Source organism: Rubripirellula reticaptiva, from assembly GCF_007860175.1.
Classification (GTDB): Bacteria; Planctomycetota; Planctomycetia; order Pirellulales; family Pirellulaceae; genus Rubripirellula; species Rubripirellula reticaptiva.
Genome location: NZ_SJPX01000006.1, coordinates 310,271 through 330,676, shown reverse-complemented (window position 1 = coordinate 330,676; position 20,406 = coordinate 310,271). Strand labels below are relative to the sequence as shown.

General features: G+C 54.3%; 20 protein-coding genes. 5 read left to right on the top strand and 15 right to left on the bottom strand.

Annotated features, from left to right (window positions below):
* Nucleotides 1-166 precede the first annotated feature (166 nt).
* The gene (locus Poly59_RS26890; RefSeq protein ID WP_146537193.1) at nucleotides 167-1,345 is read left to right on the top strand and encodes an AraC family transcriptional regulator; all 1,179 of its coding nucleotides are present in this window, start codon (nucleotides 167-169) and stop codon (nucleotides 1,343-1,345) included.
* Between the two features lie 3 nt (nucleotides 1,346-1,348).
* On the opposite strand, the gene Poly59_RS26885 is transcribed toward Poly59_RS26890, so the two are convergent.
* The 13 genes from Poly59_RS26885 to Poly59_RS26820 all read right to left on the bottom strand — a co-directional run bounded on the left by Poly59_RS26885 (nucleotide 1,349) and on the right by Poly59_RS26820 (nucleotide 13,401).
* Nucleotides 1,349-2,212, bottom strand: coding sequence for a DUF547 domain-containing protein (locus Poly59_RS26885; protein WP_146537192.1), 864 nt, complete (start codon nucleotides 2,210-2,212; stop codon nucleotides 1,349-1,351).
* A gap of 180 nt (nucleotides 2,213-2,392) precedes the next feature.
* Nucleotides 2,393-2,827: an ISAs1 family transposase gene (locus Poly59_RS26880; RefSeq protein ID WP_146537191.1), complete on the bottom strand. Its 435-nt coding sequence runs from the start codon at nucleotides 2,825-2,827 to the stop codon at nucleotides 2,393-2,395.
* Nucleotides 2,828-3,443: 616 nt separating this feature from the next.
* A complete protein-coding gene (gene hypE / locus Poly59_RS26870) occupies nucleotides 3,444-4,499 on the bottom strand; it encodes a hydrogenase expression/formation protein HypE (RefSeq protein WP_186776546.1) in 1,056 nt (351 codons plus the stop codon).
* On the bottom strand, nucleotides 4,496-5,599 hold the full coding sequence (hypD, locus tag Poly59_RS26865) for a hydrogenase formation protein HypD (protein WP_146537189.1): 1,104 nt from the start codon (nucleotides 5,597-5,599) through the stop codon (nucleotides 4,496-4,498). Before hypD ends, hypE begins: the two co-directional genes overlap by 4 nt.
* Complete coding sequence (locus tag Poly59_RS26860; protein WP_246151959.1) at nucleotides 5,583-5,819, bottom strand: HypC/HybG/HupF family hydrogenase formation chaperone; 237 nt, start codon at nucleotides 5,817-5,819, stop codon at nucleotides 5,583-5,585. Before Poly59_RS26860 ends, hypD begins: the two co-directional genes overlap by 17 nt.
* Before the next feature lie 2 nt (nucleotides 5,820-5,821).
* Nucleotides 5,822-8,065 carry a carbamoyltransferase HypF gene (hypF, locus tag Poly59_RS26855; RefSeq protein WP_146537187.1) on the bottom strand — a complete coding sequence of 748 codons (2,244 nt, stop codon included), beginning with the start codon at nucleotides 8,063-8,065 and terminating at the stop codon, nucleotides 5,822-5,824.
* Nucleotides 8,062-8,739: a hydrogenase nickel incorporation protein HypB gene (hypB, locus tag Poly59_RS26850; protein WP_146537186.1), complete on the bottom strand. Its 678-nt coding sequence runs from the start codon at nucleotides 8,737-8,739 to the stop codon at nucleotides 8,062-8,064. Before hypB ends, hypF begins: the two co-directional genes overlap by 4 nt.
* Nucleotides 8,732-9,091 carry a hydrogenase maturation nickel metallochaperone HypA/HybF gene (locus Poly59_RS26845; protein WP_186776545.1) on the bottom strand — a complete coding sequence of 120 codons (360 nt, stop codon included), beginning with the start codon at nucleotides 9,089-9,091 and terminating at the stop codon, nucleotides 8,732-8,734. The genes hypB and Poly59_RS26845 overlap by 8 nt, the downstream gene beginning before the upstream one ends.
* Nucleotides 9,069-9,563 carry a hypothetical protein gene (locus Poly59_RS26840; protein WP_146537184.1) on the bottom strand — a complete coding sequence of 165 codons (495 nt, stop codon included), beginning with the start codon at nucleotides 9,561-9,563 and terminating at the stop codon, nucleotides 9,069-9,071. The genes Poly59_RS26845 and Poly59_RS26840 overlap by 23 nt, the downstream gene beginning before the upstream one ends.
* The gene (locus Poly59_RS26835) at nucleotides 9,560-10,855 is read right to left on the bottom strand and encodes a Ni/Fe hydrogenase subunit alpha (RefSeq protein ID WP_146537183.1); all 1,296 of its coding nucleotides are present in this window, start codon (nucleotides 10,853-10,855) and stop codon (nucleotides 9,560-9,562) included. Before Poly59_RS26835 ends, Poly59_RS26840 begins: the two co-directional genes overlap by 4 nt.
* Nucleotides 10,852-11,658, bottom strand: a complete 807-nt coding sequence (locus tag Poly59_RS26830; RefSeq protein WP_146537182.1) for an NADH-quinone oxidoreductase subunit B family protein — start codon at nucleotides 11,656-11,658, stop codon at nucleotides 10,852-10,854. The genes Poly59_RS26835 and Poly59_RS26830 overlap by 4 nt, the downstream gene beginning before the upstream one ends.
* On the bottom strand, nucleotides 11,655-12,503 hold the full coding sequence (locus Poly59_RS26825) for an FAD/NAD(P)-binding protein (protein ID WP_246152020.1): 849 nt from the start codon (nucleotides 12,501-12,503) through the stop codon (nucleotides 11,655-11,657). The genes Poly59_RS26830 and Poly59_RS26825 overlap by 4 nt, the downstream gene beginning before the upstream one ends.
* Complete coding sequence (locus Poly59_RS26820) at nucleotides 12,481-13,401, bottom strand: universal stress protein (protein WP_146537551.1); 921 nt, start codon at nucleotides 13,399-13,401, stop codon at nucleotides 12,481-12,483. Before Poly59_RS26820 ends, Poly59_RS26825 begins: the two co-directional genes overlap by 23 nt.
* A gap of 324 nt (nucleotides 13,402-13,725) precedes the next feature.
* Between Poly59_RS26820 and Poly59_RS26815 the strand changes: the two genes are divergently transcribed.
* Both Poly59_RS26815 and Poly59_RS26810 read left to right on the top strand, forming a co-directional pair.
* The gene (locus Poly59_RS26815) at nucleotides 13,726-14,835 is read left to right on the top strand and encodes a sensor histidine kinase (RefSeq protein WP_186776544.1); all 1,110 of its coding nucleotides are present in this window, start codon (nucleotides 13,726-13,728) and stop codon (nucleotides 14,833-14,835) included.
* Nucleotides 14,836-14,976: 141 nt separating this feature from the next.
* Nucleotides 14,977-16,416, top strand: a complete 1,440-nt coding sequence (locus Poly59_RS26810; protein WP_146537180.1) for a sigma-54-dependent transcriptional regulator — start codon at nucleotides 14,977-14,979, stop codon at nucleotides 16,414-16,416.
* A 31-nt stretch (nucleotides 16,417-16,447) separates the two neighbouring features.
* On the opposite strand, the gene Poly59_RS26805 is transcribed toward Poly59_RS26810, so the two are convergent.
* Together Poly59_RS26805 and Poly59_RS26800 are read right to left on the bottom strand one after the other, a co-directional pair.
* Entirely contained in the window at nucleotides 16,448-17,446 is a 999-nt protein-coding gene (locus Poly59_RS26805; protein ID WP_222436178.1) for an ATP-dependent 6-phosphofructokinase, read from the bottom strand.
* Complete coding sequence (locus tag Poly59_RS26800) at nucleotides 17,446-17,901, bottom strand: DsrE family protein (RefSeq protein WP_246151958.1); 456 nt, start codon at nucleotides 17,899-17,901, stop codon at nucleotides 17,446-17,448. Before Poly59_RS26800 ends, Poly59_RS26805 begins: the two co-directional genes overlap by 1 nt.
* A 418-nt stretch (nucleotides 17,902-18,319) precedes the next feature.
* Between Poly59_RS26800 and Poly59_RS26795 the strand changes: the two genes are divergently transcribed.
* Both Poly59_RS26795 and Poly59_RS26790 read left to right on the top strand, forming a co-directional pair.
* On the top strand, nucleotides 18,320-19,363 hold the full coding sequence (locus Poly59_RS26795) for a dihydroorotate dehydrogenase-like protein (protein WP_146537177.1): 1,044 nt from the start codon (nucleotides 18,320-18,322) through the stop codon (nucleotides 19,361-19,363).
* A 14-nt stretch (nucleotides 19,364-19,377) separates the two neighbouring features.
* Entirely contained in the window at nucleotides 19,378-20,367 is a 990-nt protein-coding gene (locus Poly59_RS26790; RefSeq protein WP_146537176.1) for a helix-hairpin-helix domain-containing protein, read from the top strand.
* Nucleotides 20,368-20,406: the final 39 nt, after the last annotated feature.

The window sequence follows — 20,406 nt, the reverse complement described above, 5'->3', positions numbered from 1 at the left end:
TTCTGTCACGTCTATGCCGTAAAAAAATCTCGCTCGACAGTCAAAACAATGATTTACGACTGCCCCTCAATCCTAAGTTGCGCTATAGTAACGCAGTGCGGGATTTCCGCAATAACCATTTGCGACACGCCGCGTACGATTTGCGTCACGCCGACGGGAGTCTTTGATGAATCGAAAGTCACGTCCACGAATTGCGTTAGTCGTCGAGGCGTCACGCGCATATGGGCGTGGACTGTTACGAGGTGTGGCGTACTTTGCCAGAACTCAAGTTCATTGGGCTCTGCTGCATCAAGAGATGATGTTGGATTCGGCCATCCCCGAGTGGATTCGTCGGTCACAGATTGACGGGGTGATTGCTCGTGTCGATGCGCACACGATCAAACCGCTACGAAAGTTGGGCGTGCCGATTGTGGATGTTCGATGCAATCGAAAATTCACAGGTGTTCCACAAGTCGAAACGGACAACCAACGCGTCGCCGAACTTGCGTTTGAGCATCTGTGGAGTCGCGGCTTTCGGCGGTTTGCGTTCTGTGGCTTCCGATTTGCAACCTACTCGGACGCACGATTGAAGTGTTTTCGAAAACTGGTCGAAAACTCAAACTCTCCCTTTGACGTTTACGAGTCTGAAGGTCCGCCGGGCAGCACCCTGACTAGTTTAGAAGGTGCAGGCATCCGAGACATCGAACCGATGGCAAACTGGCTTACCGGTCTTGTCCGCCCGACCGGTATCTTCGTTTGCAACGACATTCGCGGCCAGCAAGTGATGCATGCCTGCCAAAAAGCCGGCGTTGCGATCCCAGATGACGTCGGAGTCATTGGTGTTGATGACGATGACGCGATTTGTCTGCTTTGTGATCCACCGCTGTCGAGCGTAAAGCCAGATGCGGAACAGGTCGGATACCGCGCCGCAGAGATCTTGCACCAGATGATGTCGGGGATCCAACCGGAAACGGATGTCGAGTACGTCGAACCGCTTTCGGTTTCCGAACGGATGTCGACTAAAGTCATTGCGGTCGACGACATCGAACTAGCTCGAGTTTGCCATTTCATTCGCCAGTATGCCTGCGATGGAATCAACGTCAGCGATCTATCCCAAGCGACATCACTTTCGCGGCGACAACTCGAACGACGCTTCCGGGAAGTGCTAGGCCTAACGCCCCACGAACAAATCACGGCGACTCAAATCGATCGTGTCAAGCAACTGCTGCGAGAAACTGACATGACGCTCGAAGAAATCGCTTCCAAGGCAGGCTACAACCACAAAGAAAGTCTCAGCTCGGTCTTCAAACGCGAAACCGGACAAACACCAGGTGCATATCGAGCGTCGAATCGTTGTACGCAGTAGAGCCTACTTTTGCGCATCTCCTGCAGACTCCTGATCGTTGAGTCTCCAGTCGTAGTCAAGATAGGACACTGAGACTGTGTTCGCGATTGCTGCATCGCGGGATTCACGCGATGGCAGGTACGCCGCGATCGTCCGCAGTTGTGCGGCCTGGTCGTATCCGAAATCTTCGCCAAACCAGTTCAAAATAGCCGAAAGCCGAAACTGTTTCTTTTCGGCACTGAACTGGAAACCTCTTGGACTGCGAAAAAACACCTTCGCATTCGCCGTTAGCTGAGCCTCCAGCTTGTCAGCCGTGTAGGCCTCATTCAACAGTCGTGGACAGCTGCGCGACGCACAGACGATAGCAAAGTGAATGCGAGGCTCGTTCATCTTCCGCAACACTTCATGTTCCATCTCATTCAACGAGTACGGTTTGCCACCAACTGTTAGCAAGAGATCGTCCCAAATGTTGTAGCCAAACAGTTTCGCAGTGTGATTTCGGATGCTCGTCGTGGGATACTCACGCAGGATCCCTCGCACAGTCACTGCGTTATAGGCGTTGATCCAAAACGCCAGCTTGGCGGCAGGGCGAGCCTGTTGCTCGGGTTTAGCTGTCGATAGCCGGGCTAGAAATTGGTCGAGCGTCTGCAAGTCTGCGGCAGATCGCTTCCATGCGGTGTAGTCCACGTTCCCGTTGTCATCAACGTAACGTTTCAGCAAACGATTCCAATCGCTAGTGTCAATCTGGTCGATCGAAACTTGCTGTCCCGGAGGAACATTCACGCCTAACATCACATCGGATCCCGCCATCATCTTCTGCGGAAACAATGCCGACGCAGAAATGATCACCAGCGTCACCAGCACATTCAAGACAGTCTTTTTTCTCATCAATTCAGACTCCGTTCTTTGGATGTTATTAGTGACTTGGCTCGGTGCCGCCACTCGCACGCTCAATGACCAAACGCAGGTAGGCTCCGCCCACCTCCTATTTGGACCGAAAATACGCCGCTGTATTCAAGATGGACGTGGATGAATTTGAATTTGCAGCCTGGACGATTGCAGCGCAAGTCATGCTGCGAACACAAGTTTTGCGAGATAGTCACCGTCCCATCCTGATTTGAGCCGTTTGTTCTTGACTCCACACTTGCCCGTCTTTTGTTGTTTGAGCAGGCTCAATGCCGTCCGTCGAAGCATGCTGAAGTTCTCATTCGCGTGAACTTTTCGGATGCGACTCTGGTCTTCACCAAAGGTGACATCTAGTTGCCAGTCAATGCTGTTCTTGATTCCCCAGTGACTACGAACTGCCGAAGCGAACCGTGTTCCTGAAACAGACTTGTCTAGAATGTTGTAGCGGATCTCGATGCTATCACCGCTTCGGCGAGTCGTATTGCTGATTGACGTACCAATCGCCTTGAGTCCGCGCCAGCGTGATGCATCACTCGGCTGCTCCTCAAACACAGTCTCAAATCGATGCTTCACCAAGCCCATTAAATTGCCAATCATGGCGCAAACGGGTTGGACAACTTTGTCATTCGGCGGCGTTGTACTTTGCACTGAGCAACCACGTTGGTGAAATCGGCAACCGAGGCTCAAACGTTTGGGCCACTTTGACTCGTACACGATACTTCCCCAAACCGCTACCTAACGAATTCTATACGGGCAACGAACAACGCGAGCGTGAAATCGGCTTGCCCGAAAACTACGATCAATCCCAGTGAGGCGATGGTCAGTACATTGTGCTTGACCCGTTTCGGCACAACACCACTCGCAATCGCAGCCGCCAGTCAAGTGACAATTGTTACTGGACTCTTGGCGAGCACCACTACCTTTGGTTGTAACGGTCTGTACAGCAAAGTGATGCAAAGCTGCGATTTGTTCTCCAACATCATCTAGTCGGCAGTCGTGACCGAAATCAACGTGGTGGCAAAGAGGCATCGTCTAACAGTGAGTCCCCCAGCCAAGCCAACCGCGATCCGGTAAAGGACCACGCCAGCTTTGGATTCTTGTTCATGCCGACGAAATTGACATCGACCATGACAAAGTGATCAGCCGAGTTGAAATCATCACGAAGAAATTAGCGATTGATGACACCCCGTTGTCTCAATCCGCTACTTCCGCATCAACAGATGCGGGGTAGCATCGCGGCGATGGGTTCGTCGAGCGGCTGATCAGCACGAAGGCCACGCGAGATTAAGACGGAAGACAGTTGTCGCTCGCGAACTTGACCGATGTGGGCGGGAGAGCCGGTGGTGGCGTGTTGCTTAAGAACGTTGATCGCGTCGTCAAGTCGGTGGGGCGCAACGGCTGCAACGAAAGTTCCCTCGTTGGCAACGAACAAGGGATCGAGCCCAAGCAGTTCGCAAACGCCTCGACTTTGTGCCAACAGCGGCAAACGTGCTTCTTCGATCCAAATGGCCTGCCCTGATTCTTCCGCCCATTCGTGCAGCACCGCCGCAACCCCGCCTCGCGTGGCGTCTCGCATCGTCCGTAGGTCTCTGCCAAGCGTTTCCAACAATGCTGCTGCGACCGTATGTAGCGGTGCCGAATCGCTTGACGGAGTCGGATCAAATTCAATCGACTCTCTCGCCGCTAAGACAGCGAGCCCGTGTCGTGCAATCGGGCCAGAAACAATGATGGCATCGTCGGGCATGATTGCTGCACTGTCCATCCGATGATCACCCAGGAATTCGCCGATCCCAGTGGTGGTGATGAAAATCCCGTCGGCCGCACCTTTTGAGACAACCTTCGTATCGCCGGCGACCACTTGGACGTCGCAGTCTTTGGCCGCGAGCGCAATGCTAGTGATGACGCGGTCAAGTATATCGAGTGGTAGGCCTTCTTCGAGGATAAGGGACAGAGTCAAGTACAGCGGCCGTGCGCCCGCCATCGCAAGATCATTGATCGTGCCGTGGACTGCGAGCGAGCCGATGTCGCCACCCGGAAAAAAGATTGGCGAGACGACAAAGCTGTCCGTAGCCATCGCGATCTCGCCGTCGATTTTTCCAAGTGAAGCAGCATCACGGTGCAGTTGGACGGTATCTCCATTGAATTTGGCAGCGATCCGATCTCGGATCAATCGGCGCATCGCTGGGCCGCCCTCGCCGTGCGCAAGCGTAATCGTGCCTGCGCTGCGAGGTGATACGGGGCAGCTCAGATCAAACTTTGCGGTACTCATCGTGGTTTCTCCAGTTGCAACGGATCGAAGCGATAGTAGGCCGCGCACGCTCCTTCGCTCGAAACCATCGGCGCTCCCATCGGTGACTCTGGCGTGCATCCGACGCCGAACGCAGGACACTGTTTCGGCTTGATCCGACCGGACATCACATCACCTCCACGACAAAGGCTCTCGACGGCCACCGTTTGGACGCAACGCTCGAACCGCTTGGCTGCATCGAAATTGGCGAACTCGGATCGCAATCGATAGCCTCCACCCGAGATGGTGCCAAACCCACGCCAATCACGGTCATCGACCATGTAGACACGATTTATGATGGCTTGTGCAGACTCGTTGCCCGCGCGACAAACGCTGCGACCATAGCGATTGTCGACCGCGCATATTCCTTGCTCCAACATCTCAACACACCGCAAGATTCCACCAAGTAGATCGACCGGCTCGAATCCAGTGACAACAACCGGCACTTTGTAGTTCGAAACAAACGGTTCGTATTGGGCGAATCCCGTGACGCTGCACACATGCCCGGCCGCCAAGAACGCCTCGACTCGGTTACCCGGCATTTCCATGATCGTTTGCATCGCGGGCAAGACGCGAACATGAGCCGGCAAGACGGAGAAGTTTTGTAAGCCAAGTTTTGCAGCCTGTAAGATTGCAATCGCAGTAGCGGGTGCTGTTGTTTCAAAACCAACGGCAAAGAAAACGATTTGGGACTGAGGATTCTTCGCGGCTATCAAGACGGCGTCGACCGGAGAATAGACGATTTTTACGTTCCCACCTCGACTGCGGGCTTGCATCAAAGAGTCACGACTTCCGGGAACGCGAATCATGTCGCCGAAACTCGCAACGATCGTGTCCGGCTGCAAACTCAATGAAACGGCGAAGTCGATCAGTTCCGTCGATGTCACGCAGACAGGGCATCCGGGACCGTGGATCAGGTCAACGTGCTCTTCGAGTTCTTGTTCGATGCCGTACCGGACAAGACTATGAGTCTGACCTCCGCAAACGTCCATCAGAACCCACCGTCTCGTCGCGCGATCACGAATTTGCTGAACCAGGATTTTGGCAGCCGAGACATTGCGAAACTCACTGAGGTATTTCATCGTCAACCTCTTCGAGCATTTTGAACGCCGCCAATGTTTTGTGTGCTTCGGACTCGTCGAGTACGCAAATCGCAATTCCGGCGTGCACGATAACGTATTGCCCAACGGTCGCGTCGGGTACACAGGCCATGTGAACGTCGCGGCTAACGCCAGCAAACTCGACGACTGCCTTAGCAAACGTTGGATCGCGATCGATCCAGCGGACAATTCGGCCGGGCACGCCTAAACACATACCGCATCTCCATCGGATCGACGTCGATTTGCGGACGCGACGACCAGCTGACCGATCGCCAATCCACCATCGTTGACAGGAATCCGTCCTGGCAACCGAATATCGATTTTTCGTTCGATTGCCATCGACTGAACGAGTTCCAGCAGAATACGGTTCTGAAACACTCCTCCGGTTACCACGCACGGGAATCCGTCGTAACGTGATGCCACATCGATCACCAAAAACGCAACCGCGCGGTGAAACTTCATCGCAACTCGCGTTGAGCTTAGACGGCCAAGGTCAGCATGCATTTCAGCTAGAACCGGCCGCCAATCGAATTGTAGGGGCGAATTGTTCGTCACGCGGAAAACATACGATCCGAGTTCGGTTGTCTCGCAGTGAGCTTCCAATCGCATCGCTGCTTCACCTTCGTACTCGACGGTGACCAGGTCTAGCAGCAACGCCGCAATTCCATCGAACAATCGTCCCATGCTCGATGTGACAGGGCCATGCTTGATCGCGTACTCCAGATGCGGTTCAACCGCCAGTGTATGGTCGAGTTGCGATAGCAATGACTGTAAAATTCGCTTGGGATGTTTGATCGCGTGCTCTCCCCCCGGAAGTCGAAATGGTCGTAGATGTCCTACGCGTTCGAAATTGGCATCGGTAGCCAACAGTGCCTCGCCTCCCCAAATGGTTCCGTCGTCGCCATACCCCGTGCCATCAAACGCGATTCCAAGCACGGATTGATCGATTAACCCGTGGTCCAGCATTGCGGCCGCGATATGCGCGTGATGGTGTTGAACATGGATTTTCGACGAGCCAAGTCGACCGGCAATCGACGATGTGAAGTAGTTCGGATGCTGATCACAAGCGATGTGATCGGCATCGCTTTGATAAAGCGTTTGTAGACGCTTAACACCATCATGAAAACGAATGCGACTCGATTCTGTTTCCATGTCGCCGATGTGGGGAGCAAGTACGAAACTGCGATTGTTGCTGATCGCCAGTGCAACTTTTTGGTGCCCGCCAACTGCAATCGCCGGCCCGTTCCGAGGCAAAGGAATCGTCATCGGTGCGATTCCTCGTGCGGCTCGAATTGTCGAAACTTTGTCTCCGTAACAGTGAACAACACTGTCATCGACGGGGTGCGTGATTTCGCGATCATGGTGCAAAAAAACATCAGCGATTCCGGCGAGTTCGACTGTGGCGGTCGCATTCTTGTAGATCAACGGTGAACCGTGCACATTCCCACTGGTAACAACGAGAGGCTTGCCCACCGCGTCAAGCAACATCGCGTGAAGCGGCGATGTGGGCAGCATTATGCCGATCTTGTTCAGATTTGGAGACACCGCCGACGAGGCTTTGACGCTTTCACCCGCTCGCAACAATACAATCGCGTTGACTGGACTTGCCAATGCGTCTCGCTCAAACTGGCACAAGTTTGCAAGTTGCTCTGCGGCGGACACATCGCGAACCATCACGGGCAGCGGCTTGCCTGGACGTCGCTTCCGATCGCGGAGTCGACGCACCGCCGCTTCATTCGTTGCGTCGCAGATCAGCTGATAGCCGCCGATTCCTTTGACCGCTGCAATCTTTCCCGCCGCGATCTGCTCGCCGACAACATGGACTGCATCCTCTTGTCTCGCTAGACATCCTCCGTCCAAGTCACTCGCCCAACAAGTTGGTCCACATTCGTGGCAGGCGATCGTTTGTGCGTGGAAACGACGATCGGATGGGTCGCGATATTCGGCTTGGCAAGCGTTGCACATTGGAAACGCTGCCATACTGGTCCAATCGCGATCAAACGGCATTCGTCGCAGTAGGGAATAGCGAGGGCCGCAACGAGTGCAGGTCGTAAATGGGTATCCGAACCGTCGATTCTCAGGTGTCCGAACGTCGCAAAGACAATCCGAGCACACCGCGATATCGAGTGGAACAGACGTATAAACTCCGCCACGCGTTAGACTCTCGACGATTCGAAAATCCTTGGGGATCGGATCGGCCCACGCCTGAACCGTCTCCGCGATCAACGATGAACCCATAAACGACGAAGTCAAAGCATTTTCAAAGGCGGCCATCGAATCGAGTTCACCGACTGCCAAAATCTCGACGCCGCGGCCCGAATTACGCACCGTACCAGTGATCTCATGCGCGGCTGCGAAACGAGCAATCCTTGGTCGCACGCCTTGTCCTTGCACAAGACCTTGCAGCACAAATCGTGTCACTTCCGCCGTTACGGAAATGTCTGTCATGGCGTCCCCCCCTCGCCAACGAGTTTCGCTCGTTCAGATTCAAGAAGTTTGCACCAGATGTCGACGCCGACATTCTGCAGCGAGCTGAGTTCAAGAACCTGGATGTCGTCTCGAATCAATCTCGCATCGTCGGCGACACGGCCGACACAGAACGGCACATAGGGCAACAGATCTGTCTTGGTGACCACCATCACATCACTGGTGCGAAACATTTTCGGATACTTGCCCGGCTTATCATCACCCTCGGTCGTGCTAAGCAGGACGACGCGAAGATGCTCGGCCAGATCGTGTGAGGCGGGGCAGACAAGGTTGCCAATGTTCTCAATGAACAAAAAGTCAAACTTTTGTTGCGGAAGTTTTGCGAGTCCGTGTTCGACGAGCGACAGTTCCAAATGGCACGCTCCGCCCGTCGTCAACTGCTGTACGGGAACATATGGCCGCAAACGTTCGGCGTCGCGATCGGTTGCCAAGTCGCCGACCAAGACCGCGACGTTCCATTGGTCGCCCCAGTGCCGACACGTTGCCTCGAGCAAGCTGGTTTTTCCGGCACCCGGTGACGACACCAGATTCACGACGAGTGTCCCCTGGCGGGTAAAATGGTCTCGCAGTTTTGCAGCCGCCTCACGTCGTTCGGCTTGGATGTCGCGTTGGACGACGATTGTTCGGTTAGGCATTTACGGGACTCTCGGTCAAAGTTACTGAAACCAAACGAAACTCGTCGCCTCGTATCACTTGCACTCGTCCCGAACTGCAGTGCTGACATCGAAAGACGAATCCGCGGACTTCACTTTCGCAGCCACAATCAAGACAGCGGACGACGAGTGGAACTTCATGAATCGTTAGTGTGGTTCCGCTCTGATTGAGCTCACTTGAAAGCTGATTGAACGCCGATCGAACAAGCTCGACCTCAACGCCCGATAGCGGGCCAATCTCGACGACCACTTCCTCAGCCGATTCCGACTTGTTGTCGACAACGATCGAACGCACCTGCGATAGCAGACTTTTAACCAGCGACAATTCGTGCATCGCACAACACCTTCTCGATTGCACCTTCAATCTCATCGGCGCATGCGATTGCCCTTTTCACGGTCTCTTCACGCATGTCACTCATCCTTTCAAACGACTCACCCCGGCCAATCCACAACGCCACATGTTCGGTTCGCTCGCCAAGGACTTCCGCTGTTCGAAGGGCAAGATGAATTCCGAAATCATGAGTGGAACGACAGGGAAGTTTCTGGATCCGTTCGCGATCTATTGCATTTGCGTAGCCGAGTCTCAGGAAATCCTGGCCTCGTGGTAATCCGATGCAGGCGTCAACCAGGACCACGTGTTCGTAGCTCGCTAGATAGGGAATCAGATCAACCGGATTGCTGATCTTGAGCGTCTTGGCGCCGCGAAGCTGACGCAAATCCAACTGATCAATTACAACCCAACCGAATTGATCGTCTCCGTGCGGGCTGCCGACTCCAATGACAATGGTGGTGCACGAACTGTTCATGTTCGTTCCAGACGCAGCGTCAGAAAGTGGGTTGAGCAACTGATGCAGGGATCGTAGTTGCGGATCAGTTTTTCACACTCCGAAGCGATCGTTTCATCCGACTCCTGCAAGAAACGCGGCAAGTATTCTCGCAGGTCGGCTTCAATTTGTAATTGATTTTGAGATGTCGGTGGTACGATCTTTGATGACACCACTGACCCGCGATCGTCAATTTCATAGTGATGATAGATCATGCCGCGCGGAGCTTCGGTGGCGGCGCAACCGCGACTGGCGTGGGATTTGTATTCGGTAAAAGGTTCGCTCGGTGGCGAATAGCTTTCAATGATCGCGATCGCCTCTTCAAACGCATGGACGACTTCGATAATTCGAGCAATGATCGAATGGAAACGATTTCGCAGAGGCAAAGGCGGGCAAATATCTTGAAACAGTTTCTTTGCTTGCGGCGTTAGGTTTCCGTGATTCAGTTCAAGGCGTGCCAGCGGACCTAGAAAGTAGGGCGTTTGCGAGTCACGCCGGACCGATTGCAACGCGGTGCTATGCTGGACTTGCAGTTCACCGAAGTATTCTTCGTAACGATCAACCGGAATCGACGGGAATCGCGTTGAAGCAATTTCACCTTCGTTCATGGGATACTCGCTTGCGTGTTTCATCGCCACCAACTCGCATTCGATATTGAATTCCGGGAAGTCAAAACCGGCGATCCAATGGGCGGACTTAACGGCAGCGTCGAGTGCCCACCGCAGGTCTGGAAGCTGACGGGCGAGTTCGTCACGGGTCGGCAAACGATAGAAGCCACCGATTCGAACGTTGACGGGATGGATCGCCCGTCCACCCAGCAGCTCCAGCAATCCGTTGCCGATCTTCTTCATTCGCAGGCCCATGTTGACCTGATCCGGAAAATGCTCGGCCAGTTCAATGCCGCTGTGGCAATCGAAGAAATCGGGAGCGTTGAGCATGAAGATGTGAAGTACATGACTCTCGATCCACTCGGCACAGTACAGCAAACGTCGTAGTTGCCGAACACCGAGACTGATCCGAATGCCGAGCGCATTTTCAATCGCGTGCACCGACGTCATTTGATATGCGACTGGACAGATGCCACAGATTCGGGCGGTGATGTCTGGCACTTCTTCAATTTTACGACCACGTAGAAACGCTTCAAAGAATCGCGGTGGTTCATAGATGGCGAGCCGGACGCTTTCGATCGTGTCGCCATTGACCTGGACGTGCAACGCCCCCTCGCCCTCAACCCGAGTCAATGCGTTGACGGTTATCGTTAGAGTTTTTGTCATCTCTCTGGCGAACCTCTTTCCAATCGGTCGCTTTCAATTTGGAAGATCTCTGCACCCGCATTCATGTTCCGTAGGGCGTGAACCAATTTAGTCGCCGGAGTTCCCGTTGCTAGGTAATGCTGCGACAGCGCGGGGCAGTTAGCTTGGGCGGCCGGGCCAAAGCATCCGTAGCAGGCTCGGTCATACGCCGGGCAGATTGCTCCACATCCTGCTTGCGTGACAGGTCCGAGACAGGGCAATGCGCGCGTGATCGACAAGCAAACGGTACCGCGACGCTTGCACTCCATACAAACGCTGTGCTGAGGCGTTCGCGGCTGACGATCAGCAATCAACGCGGTTAGCACTTCGAGCAATTGATACCGATCAATCGGACAGCCGCGCAGTTCGAAATCGACTGAAACGTGATTTGCAATTGCGGTACTGGTGGCGAGCGATTCGATGTACGCGGGGTTCGTGTACACGCACGAGATGAATTCTTCGTGGTCGCCCCAATTTCGAAGTGCTTGGATACCACCAGATGTTGCACAGGCGCCGATCGTAACAAGCGTCTTGGATTGCTGTCGGATGTGTCGAATTCGTTCGATGTCCGAGGGCGTCGTGATGGAACCTTCGACCAGTGCGATGTCGTAGGGGCCAGGTTTGATTTCACTGCTGGCTTCCAAGAAGTGAGCAATCTCGATCTTTCCAGCAACTTCCAAGAGTTCGTCTTCACAGGACAATAGCGACAATTGGCATCCATCACACGATGCAAATTTGAAAACGCCAAGACGCTTTTTTGACGGCGGTGGTTGCAATAAGTTCATAGCGAATCGACTCGCATCAAATCGTTGACCTGGTCGTAACGCAACACGGGTCCATCTTTGCAGATGAAATGCGGCCCGAATTGACAGTGTCCACAGTGCCCGATAGCGCAGTTCATATTGCGTTCGAGCGACAACCAAAGATGGCCGCGCGGAACTCCGCGACGCCGAACGGATGCAATGGCGTAGGTCATCATGACTTCGGGTCCGCACGAGAACATCACTGTACGTTTTGGATCAGCAATTCCGACACGATCCAACATCAGCGTGACCACTCCTACGTGTCCGGTCCATTCACGTCCCGCTCTGTCAACGGTTGTTTGAACATCGATGTCATGCGACCGCCAAAGGTCGTATTCATTTTTGTAAAGCAGGTCTGCCGGCGTGCGCGCGCCCATCAGCAGAATCACTCGTTCAAAACGATCGCGATGTTCCATCACTTCGTGAATCACCGGACGCAGCGGCGCCAAACCGATACCTCCGGCGACCAAAATCAATTCTTTGCCCACCGCCTTGTCAACTGGCCAACACGTACCAAAGGGACCGCGAACGCCGATCGGATAGCCAACACCGCCGGCAGCCAGTTCACGCGTTACATTTCCTACCGATCGAACGGTATGAGTGAGCGGTTGGCCCGCGACGGCAAGTCGGCTGAGCGAGATCGCCGCTTCTCCTACACCCGGCAAGTATAGCATGTTGAACTGTCCCGGCTTGGCCGCGTAGGCATCTCGCATTCCGGCGTCCGTCAATTCAATGCTGTACGTCATCACTCCGGGCGTTTCAAGTTGAACTTCACGGACGACGGCGGGACAAACCGTCCAGGGATCAGCTTGCCGCGACAGCATCATCGTTCTCACGTGCCGACTTGTCCGACTTGTAGTGGTGTCGTGAGATCCAAACGCTGCACGGCGCGTGGCGCAAGACGTACTTGGATGTGCTGCCTAAAAACAGCTCGCCGAGCAGACTGTGTCCTGTATCGCCAACGATAATCAACTCGGCCTTTTCCTTCTGAGCAGCCTGGACGATGGCGTCACCAATGTGATCCGCTACCGGAACATGAGACTGCGTTTGGTGGAAGTGGTCTGCGATTTGGCTGGCCATTCGTTCGGCGGTCTCGCTGACCGGTTGGATCTGCTCTGGCGTAACCATATTCGGTTCGGCAACATAGCCTTCGCCGACAAAGATAAACGGGTTCTGCACGACGCTGACGACATCCACCTTTGTGTCCCCACGCAGGTTCCACTGCATCAGTTCAGCCACGGCTTCGCGCGATGCGGCGGATCTATCGTACGCAAGCACCAACCGTTGGGGCCGCCCCGTATCGTTATCCGACGGACGGACGACAACGACCGAGCACTTTGCTTGCGAAGCAATCGTGTCAGAAACACTTCCCAGCAGCAGACGGCTAACCGCCGAATGTCCGACCGCACCCAAAACGATCAAATCGACGTCCGAATCGATCGCTTGCTTCAATAGGAATGGAATCGGTGCTCCCGATCCGTGAATCGTTAACACGGAATTGCATGTTTCAGCAAGCAATTGCTTCGCTTTGCTGAGAGTCGCTTCCGCCCTCGCGTTCTCCTGAACAGTCCACTCAGGAACCCAAGGTTGAAACGAGTACTTCGACGGGTCATAGGAAACCATCACAACGATCACGTCGACAGTTTGATTGTCGGCCAATGATCGAACAAATTTGACAGCATCGCTTGCCGCCGCAGAACCATCGATCGGCAAAAGCACTTTCATCGCTGCGTCTCCCCACAAAAGTCGTCGAACTGAAATGATGTTGAACGACTGGTGACAGGGCATGTTGCATACCAAACGACGGATGGCATGTTTTGATCCCGCAGGAACAAATATCTGTGCGATTCCGCGCGCAGTTGCCATTCGCTGTGCTTGATGGAGCGCCGCCAAAGTCCGCCCTGCCAGACGACACCTCAAACTCCATGACCCAGGCGATGCCGGCATGGCGAACAAATGCGTTGGAGTCTCGATTTTATTACCGCTAGGTACCCCAGTTGCAATGGAATCGGGGTATCGCGAAGCGATCCGAAACAGTCGGGAGAGACCATGCTAATAGACCCCAATTTGATCCGCAAAAATCGACAAGCGGATCATTCCCTCGAAGTGTCACCTTTGGCGATTGTCGTGACAGATGCAGCCGGAATGGTCCAACAGCTCAATTCAAACGCGTCGTCCTTGTTCGGTTACTCTGGATCGGATCTGCTCGCGAAGCCTCTGCAGATCCTGTTCGCACCCAGTTTGCTGAGTGCATCTGCGTCACAGGGGGCGTGCTGCTGGGCGCCGCTGCACGATTGCGAGTCGGGGCAGAATTTCGAGGTAATCGGCAAACGCAAAGATGACTCCACTTTTTCAGTCAGAGTCACGCTCTATCGCATCGATGGAGGCTCGGGCGACCGTGGTTGGGTTGCCATTATCGATGCAATGCAAGATGAGTCGATGCAGCAACGATGGATCCAAGCAGAGCGTGTTGCGGCGGTATTGCAAATGGTTTCGGGATTGGCCCATGAAAGCCGCAACGCGATGCAGAGAGCGCAGTCTTGTTTGGAATTGTTGGAGTTGGACCTTTCGGATCGTTCAGACTTACTGCACCTGACCAACCGAATTCGCTTGGCGATTGGTGACTTGCATCGCAGCTACGAACACGCTGCGAACTACGCCAAACCGATTGTGCTGAAGAAGTCGACGATACACGTGGCGTCGGTTTGCCGTGATGCAATGGAATCGTGGATTCGTAAGAACGATCGACCGGCCCCCGAGTTGGTGGTCAGTCGTCAAGCCGAACAGCAGTTTATCGTTGCCGATCCTGCATACATGCGTGCCGTATTTCATCACGTGCTCGACAATGCAATCATCGCCAGCCCGCCTGACAGCAATATATTGCTGGACTGCCAATCACTTCCCAACGCTGATCTGACCACACTGCGTGACCAGGGAACCGGGCTAACCGCGGAGGCTTCCATGCGGATGTTCGATCCTTTCTTTACGACCAAACATAAGGGTCCCGGGCTGGGGCTATCCGCGTGCCGCCGGATCATCGAAGCGCACGAAGGAACCATCGAAGCAGAAAATCATCCCGCGGGCGGTGTCGAGGTCAAAATTTGGTTGCCCGCGGTCCCAGCCGCTCGCAGCTTGTTCCAACCGAGTGAGTGCGAATAGGATCAGGTGAGACAGATGGCACGCTTTGAACTGTACAATTCGCGACTGTCCTCGCAATTCTATCGTTTGGCGAGGTGGGAACGCCGTTCGCACTGTCGTCCGAGTCAGATCAACCGTCCTTTTCACACGCGGGATGCCGGCATGTCTGAATCACCCATCAAACTGTTGCTCGTTGACGATGAACAGGATTCTCGTCGGTCATCGGCCAGGTGGATGCTGCGCAAGGGCCACGACGTGACCGATGTCGAGAGCGCGGCCGAGGCGATGAGTTTGTTAGAACGCGAGCATTTTGACGTCGGCGTGTTTGACATGAATATGCCCGGGATGTCGGGGCTCGAATTGTTGCAGCGCGTCCAACAAGACAATATCGACATCGAAGTCATCATGTTGACGGGGCAAGGAACCGTCGAAACCGCAGTATCAGCGATGAAAATGGGAGCGTGCGACTTTATCAGCAAGCCATGCTCGCTTGGCGATCTTGAATTTCACTGCTTCCGTGCTCGCGAACGGCATGAGTTGAAGAAAGAAAACAAACAACTCAAGGCCGTGATCTCTCGAACCCGTCCGGTGGCCAAGCTAGTTGGCCAATCGAAATCGATTCGCGAGGTCGCTAGGATGATCGACAAAGTAGCGCCCACGACGAAGCCAGTACTAATTCAAGGCGAAAGCGGCACCGGCAAAGAGGTTGTCGCCCAAGCCATTCAACAGGCAAGTCAGTTCGCCGACAAACCGTTTGTGACCGTGAACTGCGCCGCACTTCCCGAGAATCTTGTCGAAAGCGAGTTGTTTGGCCATCAAAAAGGTTCGTTTACGGGGGCGACCGCAGAAAAGCCTGGACTGTTCGAAATTGCCGACGGAGGCACACTGTTTATTGATGAAATCGGTGAACTGCCGCTAGCGTTACAGCCCAAGTTGTTGCGAGTACTCGAGGACGGCTCGCTGCGGCGAGTCGGCTCTCATTGCGAACGAAAAGTGAAAGTGCGGATCATCGCCGCGACGAACCGCAACTTGAAAGCGGAAGTCGATGCGGGAAACTTCCGCGAGGACTTGTACTATCGCATCAATGTGCTCTCAATCAACTTGCCGCCACTTCGCGATCGGATGGGTGACATTGATGGTTTGATCGAACATTTTTTGCCAAAGTCCTATCATCTGGATTCCTGCGTTCGAGACGCGTTCGCAACCTACTCTTGGCCGGGAAATATTCGGCAATTGATCAACGTGCTCGAGCGTGCCACGATTTTGGCTGACCAGTTTGAGATTTCCCTGGATGACCTGCCCGACGAAATTGCGCACTTCGGTGAAATACCACCCGCATTCGCGTCCGGCAGTTCAATGGTTGGCGGGGCGTTAAGCTTGGAAACGTTCCAGCGGATGCTCGGCGACCCACAATTCAAACTCGACGACATCGTCCGCGTTCACGTGATGGAAGTTCTTGCCAGGGAAGACGGAAACAAAGCCGGCGCTGCTCGCAAATTGGGCATCCATCGACGCAAACTCTACCGTCTTTTGGATCGCTTCAACGGCCGACCGAGTGTTGTCAAGACAACCGAGGAACGTGTCTGCGAATCGATTCGCTAACCATTGTTCACTTTCGATTCTTCGCGTCTCTTTAGCACGACATCCGATCCAATAATTCAATTTGGTGCTCAGGCAACGGTTTGTGCTTTGAAAACGTTTCCTCGAAAGGCACCAGAACACATCGACCGTTTTGTTGACCGGCCATCATCCCAGATGTGCCGCCGGCGAGTGACCGAACGGCAAAATCACCCAAGCGAGTCGCCAGAATCCGATCCGCCGGCGTCGGTGACCCGCCACGTTGTACGTGGCCGAGGATGACCGCACGAGTATCGTAGGGACAGTCGGATTCTTTCAACTTCTCTTGCAATGCTAGTGCCCCACCTTCTCTGTTGCCTTCGGCCACCACGACGATGATCGAGTGCTTTCCAAGCGATTTCAGTAGTTGCACACGCACCGAAACTTTGGCGGCAATGACGGCGACCTCTGGCACACAGGCAATTTCGGCACTGGCCGCTAGCGCGGTGTAGAGCGCCAAGTGTCCGCTGTGACGCCCCATCACTTCAACCAAGAACAAACGCGAGTGGCTCTCCGCCGTGTCTCGTAGTTTATCGATACAGTCGACTGCAGTTTGCACAGCGGTGGCAAATCCAATCGTAAAATCGGTTCCAATAAGGTCATTGTCGATCGTTCCTGGGCAACCAATCACTTGACCACTCCACGCCTTCGACAAGGCGGCTGCACCACGAAACGTGCCATCGCCACCGATCGGAATCAAGGCGTCGAAATGGTGTCGATCCAGCATTGACACCGCCATTCTGACTCCGTTGTCAGATCGGAACTGCTGACACCGGGACGAACTTAGAATCGTTCCGCCACGCTCCGAGATGTGCGATACGCTGCGAGCTGACATCACTGGGGCTGCCTTCCCAGTCGATTCATCACCATAGAAATGCTCGTCGAGCAAGCCTTGGTAACCATGGCGAATTCCCACCACGCTATGGCCGTCTGATACGGCGGCCCGAACGACGGAACGCAAGCATGCGTTCATCCCCGGCGCATCACCACCGCTGCATAAGACGCCAATTTTCATCAGTAATCCATCACCTTGTCGGCTTCGATTAGAAGTTTACCGAGCATTGGTGTTGTCGCGATCGATGCGTTGCGTTTCAGGCTCGGATCTGTCAAGTGAGCCGAATGTGCACAATGGGGACACACGACCACCTTGCCGCCGCCATCATCAAACTTCTCGTAAAGTTCTGCTAGCGTCGTTGAACCTTCTCGCCATGTGAAGTCGAGACGCTCTCGTCGTTCGGCGATTCGCACACCTTCAAGATCCACAAAAACGGTAACTTCCGCCCCATAGTCTTGCATCAGGTTGGCAACCTTCAACGCCATGAAGCAGCGATGCAGATCATCGGTAAAGTGAGAAAGGTGGACGACCACCTTCTGCCCCGTGCCGTCCACGCCATCGTCGCTTTCGGAGCGTGCCAATTGCGGGACGAGCAAGAGCATCGTGACGGAAAGCATCAGTGAATTACGAGTCATGCGGTGCATCTTTGTATCTTGCGGAAAGGTAGTAAAAGGGCATTCGATGGTTAGCAATCGCGGGCAGCCGAGCTGTCACGCTGGGGCGATGCTCACCGGATCGCTAGGTGCAAATTCTCCATAGCGCCCCTGTCTTCGACGAACCTGTTCTCGTCGACGAAGACATCTGTCTAGGCAGTAAGGCAAGAAATGTGCCAGACAGCTCTGTTGCTTCTCAAACGAGTCGAAACCGCAATTCATTGTGGCGATCTTATGATCATGGCGTTTCCAACCGCGCCAAATCGGCCACGTTCAACGCACCAAATCGGCACACTGGCGCGCCCCAGGGACCACTCTTGTTCGCAGAACGTCTAGGTACGCGGTTTGCGGTTAACGGACTCGCTCACAGGTCATTCTCCTACTTCGTTCGCTACAAGCCATGTCAAACGAACTTGCTGTCAACTATTTGGGACTCCAACTGACATCGCCCGTCGTTATGGGAGCGTGTCCGTTGACGATTCAGCCCGAGACAGTGCGTCAGCTCGTCGACGCTGGTGTCGGGGCAGTCGTGCTGCCGTCGATGTTGCAAGAACAAATCGTGCATCGGCAACTGAAGTCAACCGACCCCCTGCGAGCGATTTCCGACAGCGGCTATCAATCACAGCAAGACAAATACAACGGTGGTGCGGATAACTATCCCGGTATCATTGCGAACCTGAAACGGGTCACCTGCATTCCTATCATCGCCAGCATGAATTGCGCGAGCAAAGGTGATTGGCTTGCCTATGCTGAAGAGATCGAGTCTGCCGGTGCCGACGCATTGGAGTTAAACGTGCAGTCGGCGATCTACGATCCGCACACGACCGCCGCTACAATCGAGTCCGACCTGTGCGAAATGGTTGCCGACTTGGTAAGTCGAATTTCCATTCCAGTAACGGTCAAAGTCAGTCAGCGGTACACCAATCTTGCGTCCATCACTCGGCAGATCCGTGACGTTGGTGCCAAAGGCATCGTTTTGTTCACGCACCTACCGCACTGGGACGTTTCGCTGGATCGAAAGCACTGGACGATCGCCTGGGAACTCTCACCGATCGATTCACTTGGCGGAATTTTGGAAGGAATCGTGCGGGTCTACAATGCGAATCTGAACCTTTCGATCGCAGCTAGCGGCGGTGTATCAAATAGCGATGAGGCCATTAAAGCAATGATTGCTGGTGCGGATGTTGTGATGGTGACGTCTGCCGTTTACCGCGAGGGGCCCAACGCAATTCGCAGTATCGTCGACGGCATCAGACGTCACCTTGAAATCAATCACTATCCGACGATCAGTGACTTCCAGCATTCCAGGCCGGCCGCCGAGATCGGTCCCGAACGAATCATGCGTCTGCAAGTGACCGATCCTCTGACACGCTCGACAACGTATTTCGATCCCACGCCGGTTGTTTCGCCCGAAACGGGCGACGCTTTCGGTCACAAGACCTAGCAGGAGCCAATGCGATGGTAGCCATCAACTCGTCGGACCCGATTCATGCTGCCGAAGACATCGACGGTCTTCATGAAAATCATGAAATCGCTGATTTGCTTCGCGAGATCGCAGTGCTGTTAGAGGAACAGCACGCAAGCGAGTTTCGCTTGCGTGCTTACCGCGCGGCGGCCGACACGATCGCCGGATTACCTTCACCGATTCGCGCATTGTTAGACCACGACGGTATCACAGGACTGGTTTCACTGCCGACAATTGGCCACTCGACCGCGGCACTCGTAGAGACGTATTTGCGAATTGGCCACATGCCGTTGCTGGATCGGCTTCGCGGAGTAGCAAACGCCGAAGCGTACTTCACAACGTTGCCCGGAATCGGACCAGAACTATCTCACCGAATCTACGATACCTTGCACGTCGAGACCCTTCCGGAACTATTTGCGGCAGCAAAACAGGGGCGACTCAAGGAAGTATCCGGACTTGGCCGCAAACGGATCCAGGCAATCATGGAAAGCCTCCAATCGCGAACCAGCTCAGACGCCGCAGCAAATTATGCCGATTCGGATAAATCGATTCCAATCGCAGAATTGCTCTCGATCGACCGGGAATACCGACAAAAGGCCGAGGACGACAGTCTACCCAAAGTAGCGCCAAAGAACTTCAACCCAGGCAAAGTCGCCTGGCTTTCGATCCTGCACACTCATCGCGACAATCGCAACTACACAGCACTCTATTCCAACACCGAACAGGCTCATCAGCGACACACCACTCGTGACTGGGTCATCATCTATCGCGATGATACGGACTCGCACGGTCGCTGGACCGTCATCACGTCCCAGTTTGGCGAACTGCAAGGCCGCAGAATCGTCCGGGGTCGCGAAGACGAATGTAAAGAATACTACCGCAACACCAGCGACTTTCATCAACCAGATGCAGATCATCCACCACACGCTGAATTGCCAACCAAGTGGGAAGAGGACGAAGGGAGGCGTGGAATCCACGGGTAACAAGTCCGCAGAACCCCAGTTTGTTTGCCAAAACGTTCA

What these genes read in the sequence shown, in the direction of transcription:
- Poly59_RS26890 (WP_146537193.1), top strand. Translation starts at nt 167, where the DNA reads ATGAATCGAAAGTCACGTCCACGAATTGCGTTAGTCGTCGAGGCGTCA.
- Poly59_RS26885 (WP_146537192.1), bottom strand. Translation starts at nt 2,212, where the DNA reads ATGAGAAAAAAGACTGTCTTGAATGTGCTGGTGACGCTGGTGATCATT.
- Poly59_RS26880 (WP_146537191.1), bottom strand. Translation starts at nt 2,827, where the DNA reads ATGATTGGCAATTTAATGGGCTTGGTGAAGCATCGATTTGAGACTGTG.
- hypE (WP_186776546.1), bottom strand. Translation starts at nt 4,499, where the DNA reads ATGAGTACCGCAAAGTTTGATCTGAGCTGCCCCGTATCACCTCGCAGC.
- hypD (WP_146537189.1), bottom strand. Translation starts at nt 5,599, where the DNA reads ATGAAATACCTCAGTGAGTTTCGCAATGTCTCGGCTGCCAAAATCCTG.
- hypF (WP_146537187.1), bottom strand. Translation starts at nt 8,065, where the DNA reads ATGACAGACATTTCCGTAACGGCGGAAGTGACACGATTTGTGCTGCAA.
- hypB (WP_146537186.1), bottom strand. Translation starts at nt 8,739, where the DNA reads ATGCCTAACCGAACAATCGTCGTCCAACGCGACATCCAAGCCGAACGA.
- Poly59_RS26845 (WP_186776545.1), bottom strand. Translation starts at nt 9,091, where the DNA reads ATGCACGAATTGTCGCTGGTTAAAAGTCTGCTATCGCAGGTGCGTTCG.
- Poly59_RS26840 (WP_146537184.1), bottom strand. Translation starts at nt 9,563, where the DNA reads ATGAACAGTTCGTGCACCACCATTGTCATTGGAGTCGGCAGCCCGCAC.
- Poly59_RS26835 (WP_146537183.1), bottom strand. Translation starts at nt 10,855, where the DNA reads ATGACAAAAACTCTAACGATAACCGTCAACGCATTGACTCGGGTTGAG.
- Poly59_RS26830 (WP_146537182.1), bottom strand. Translation starts at nt 11,658, where the DNA reads ATGAACTTATTGCAACCACCGCCGTCAAAAAAGCGTCTTGGCGTTTTC.
- Poly59_RS26825 (WP_246152020.1), bottom strand. Translation starts at nt 12,503, where the DNA reads ATGATGCTGTCGCGGCAAGCTGATCCCTGGACGGTTTGTCCCGCCGTC.
- Poly59_RS26820 (WP_146537551.1), bottom strand. Translation starts at nt 13,401, where the DNA reads ATGAAAGTGCTTTTGCCGATCGATGGTTCTGCGGCGGCAAGCGATGCT.
- Poly59_RS26815 (WP_186776544.1), top strand. Translation starts at nt 13,726, where the DNA reads ATGCTAATAGACCCCAATTTGATCCGCAAAAATCGACAAGCGGATCAT.
- Poly59_RS26810 (WP_146537180.1), top strand. Translation starts at nt 14,977, where the DNA reads ATGTCTGAATCACCCATCAAACTGTTGCTCGTTGACGATGAACAGGAT.
- Poly59_RS26805 (WP_222436178.1), bottom strand. Translation starts at nt 17,446, where the DNA reads ATGAAAATTGGCGTCTTATGCAGCGGTGGTGATGCGCCGGGGATGAAC.
- Poly59_RS26800 (WP_246151958.1), bottom strand. Translation starts at nt 17,901, where the DNA reads ATGACTCGTAATTCACTGATGCTTTCCGTCACGATGCTCTTGCTCGTC.
- Poly59_RS26795 (WP_146537177.1), top strand. Translation starts at nt 18,320, where the DNA reads ATGTCAAACGAACTTGCTGTCAACTATTTGGGACTCCAACTGACATCG.
- Poly59_RS26790 (WP_146537176.1), top strand. Translation starts at nt 19,378, where the DNA reads ATGGTAGCCATCAACTCGTCGGACCCGATTCATGCTGCCGAAGACATC.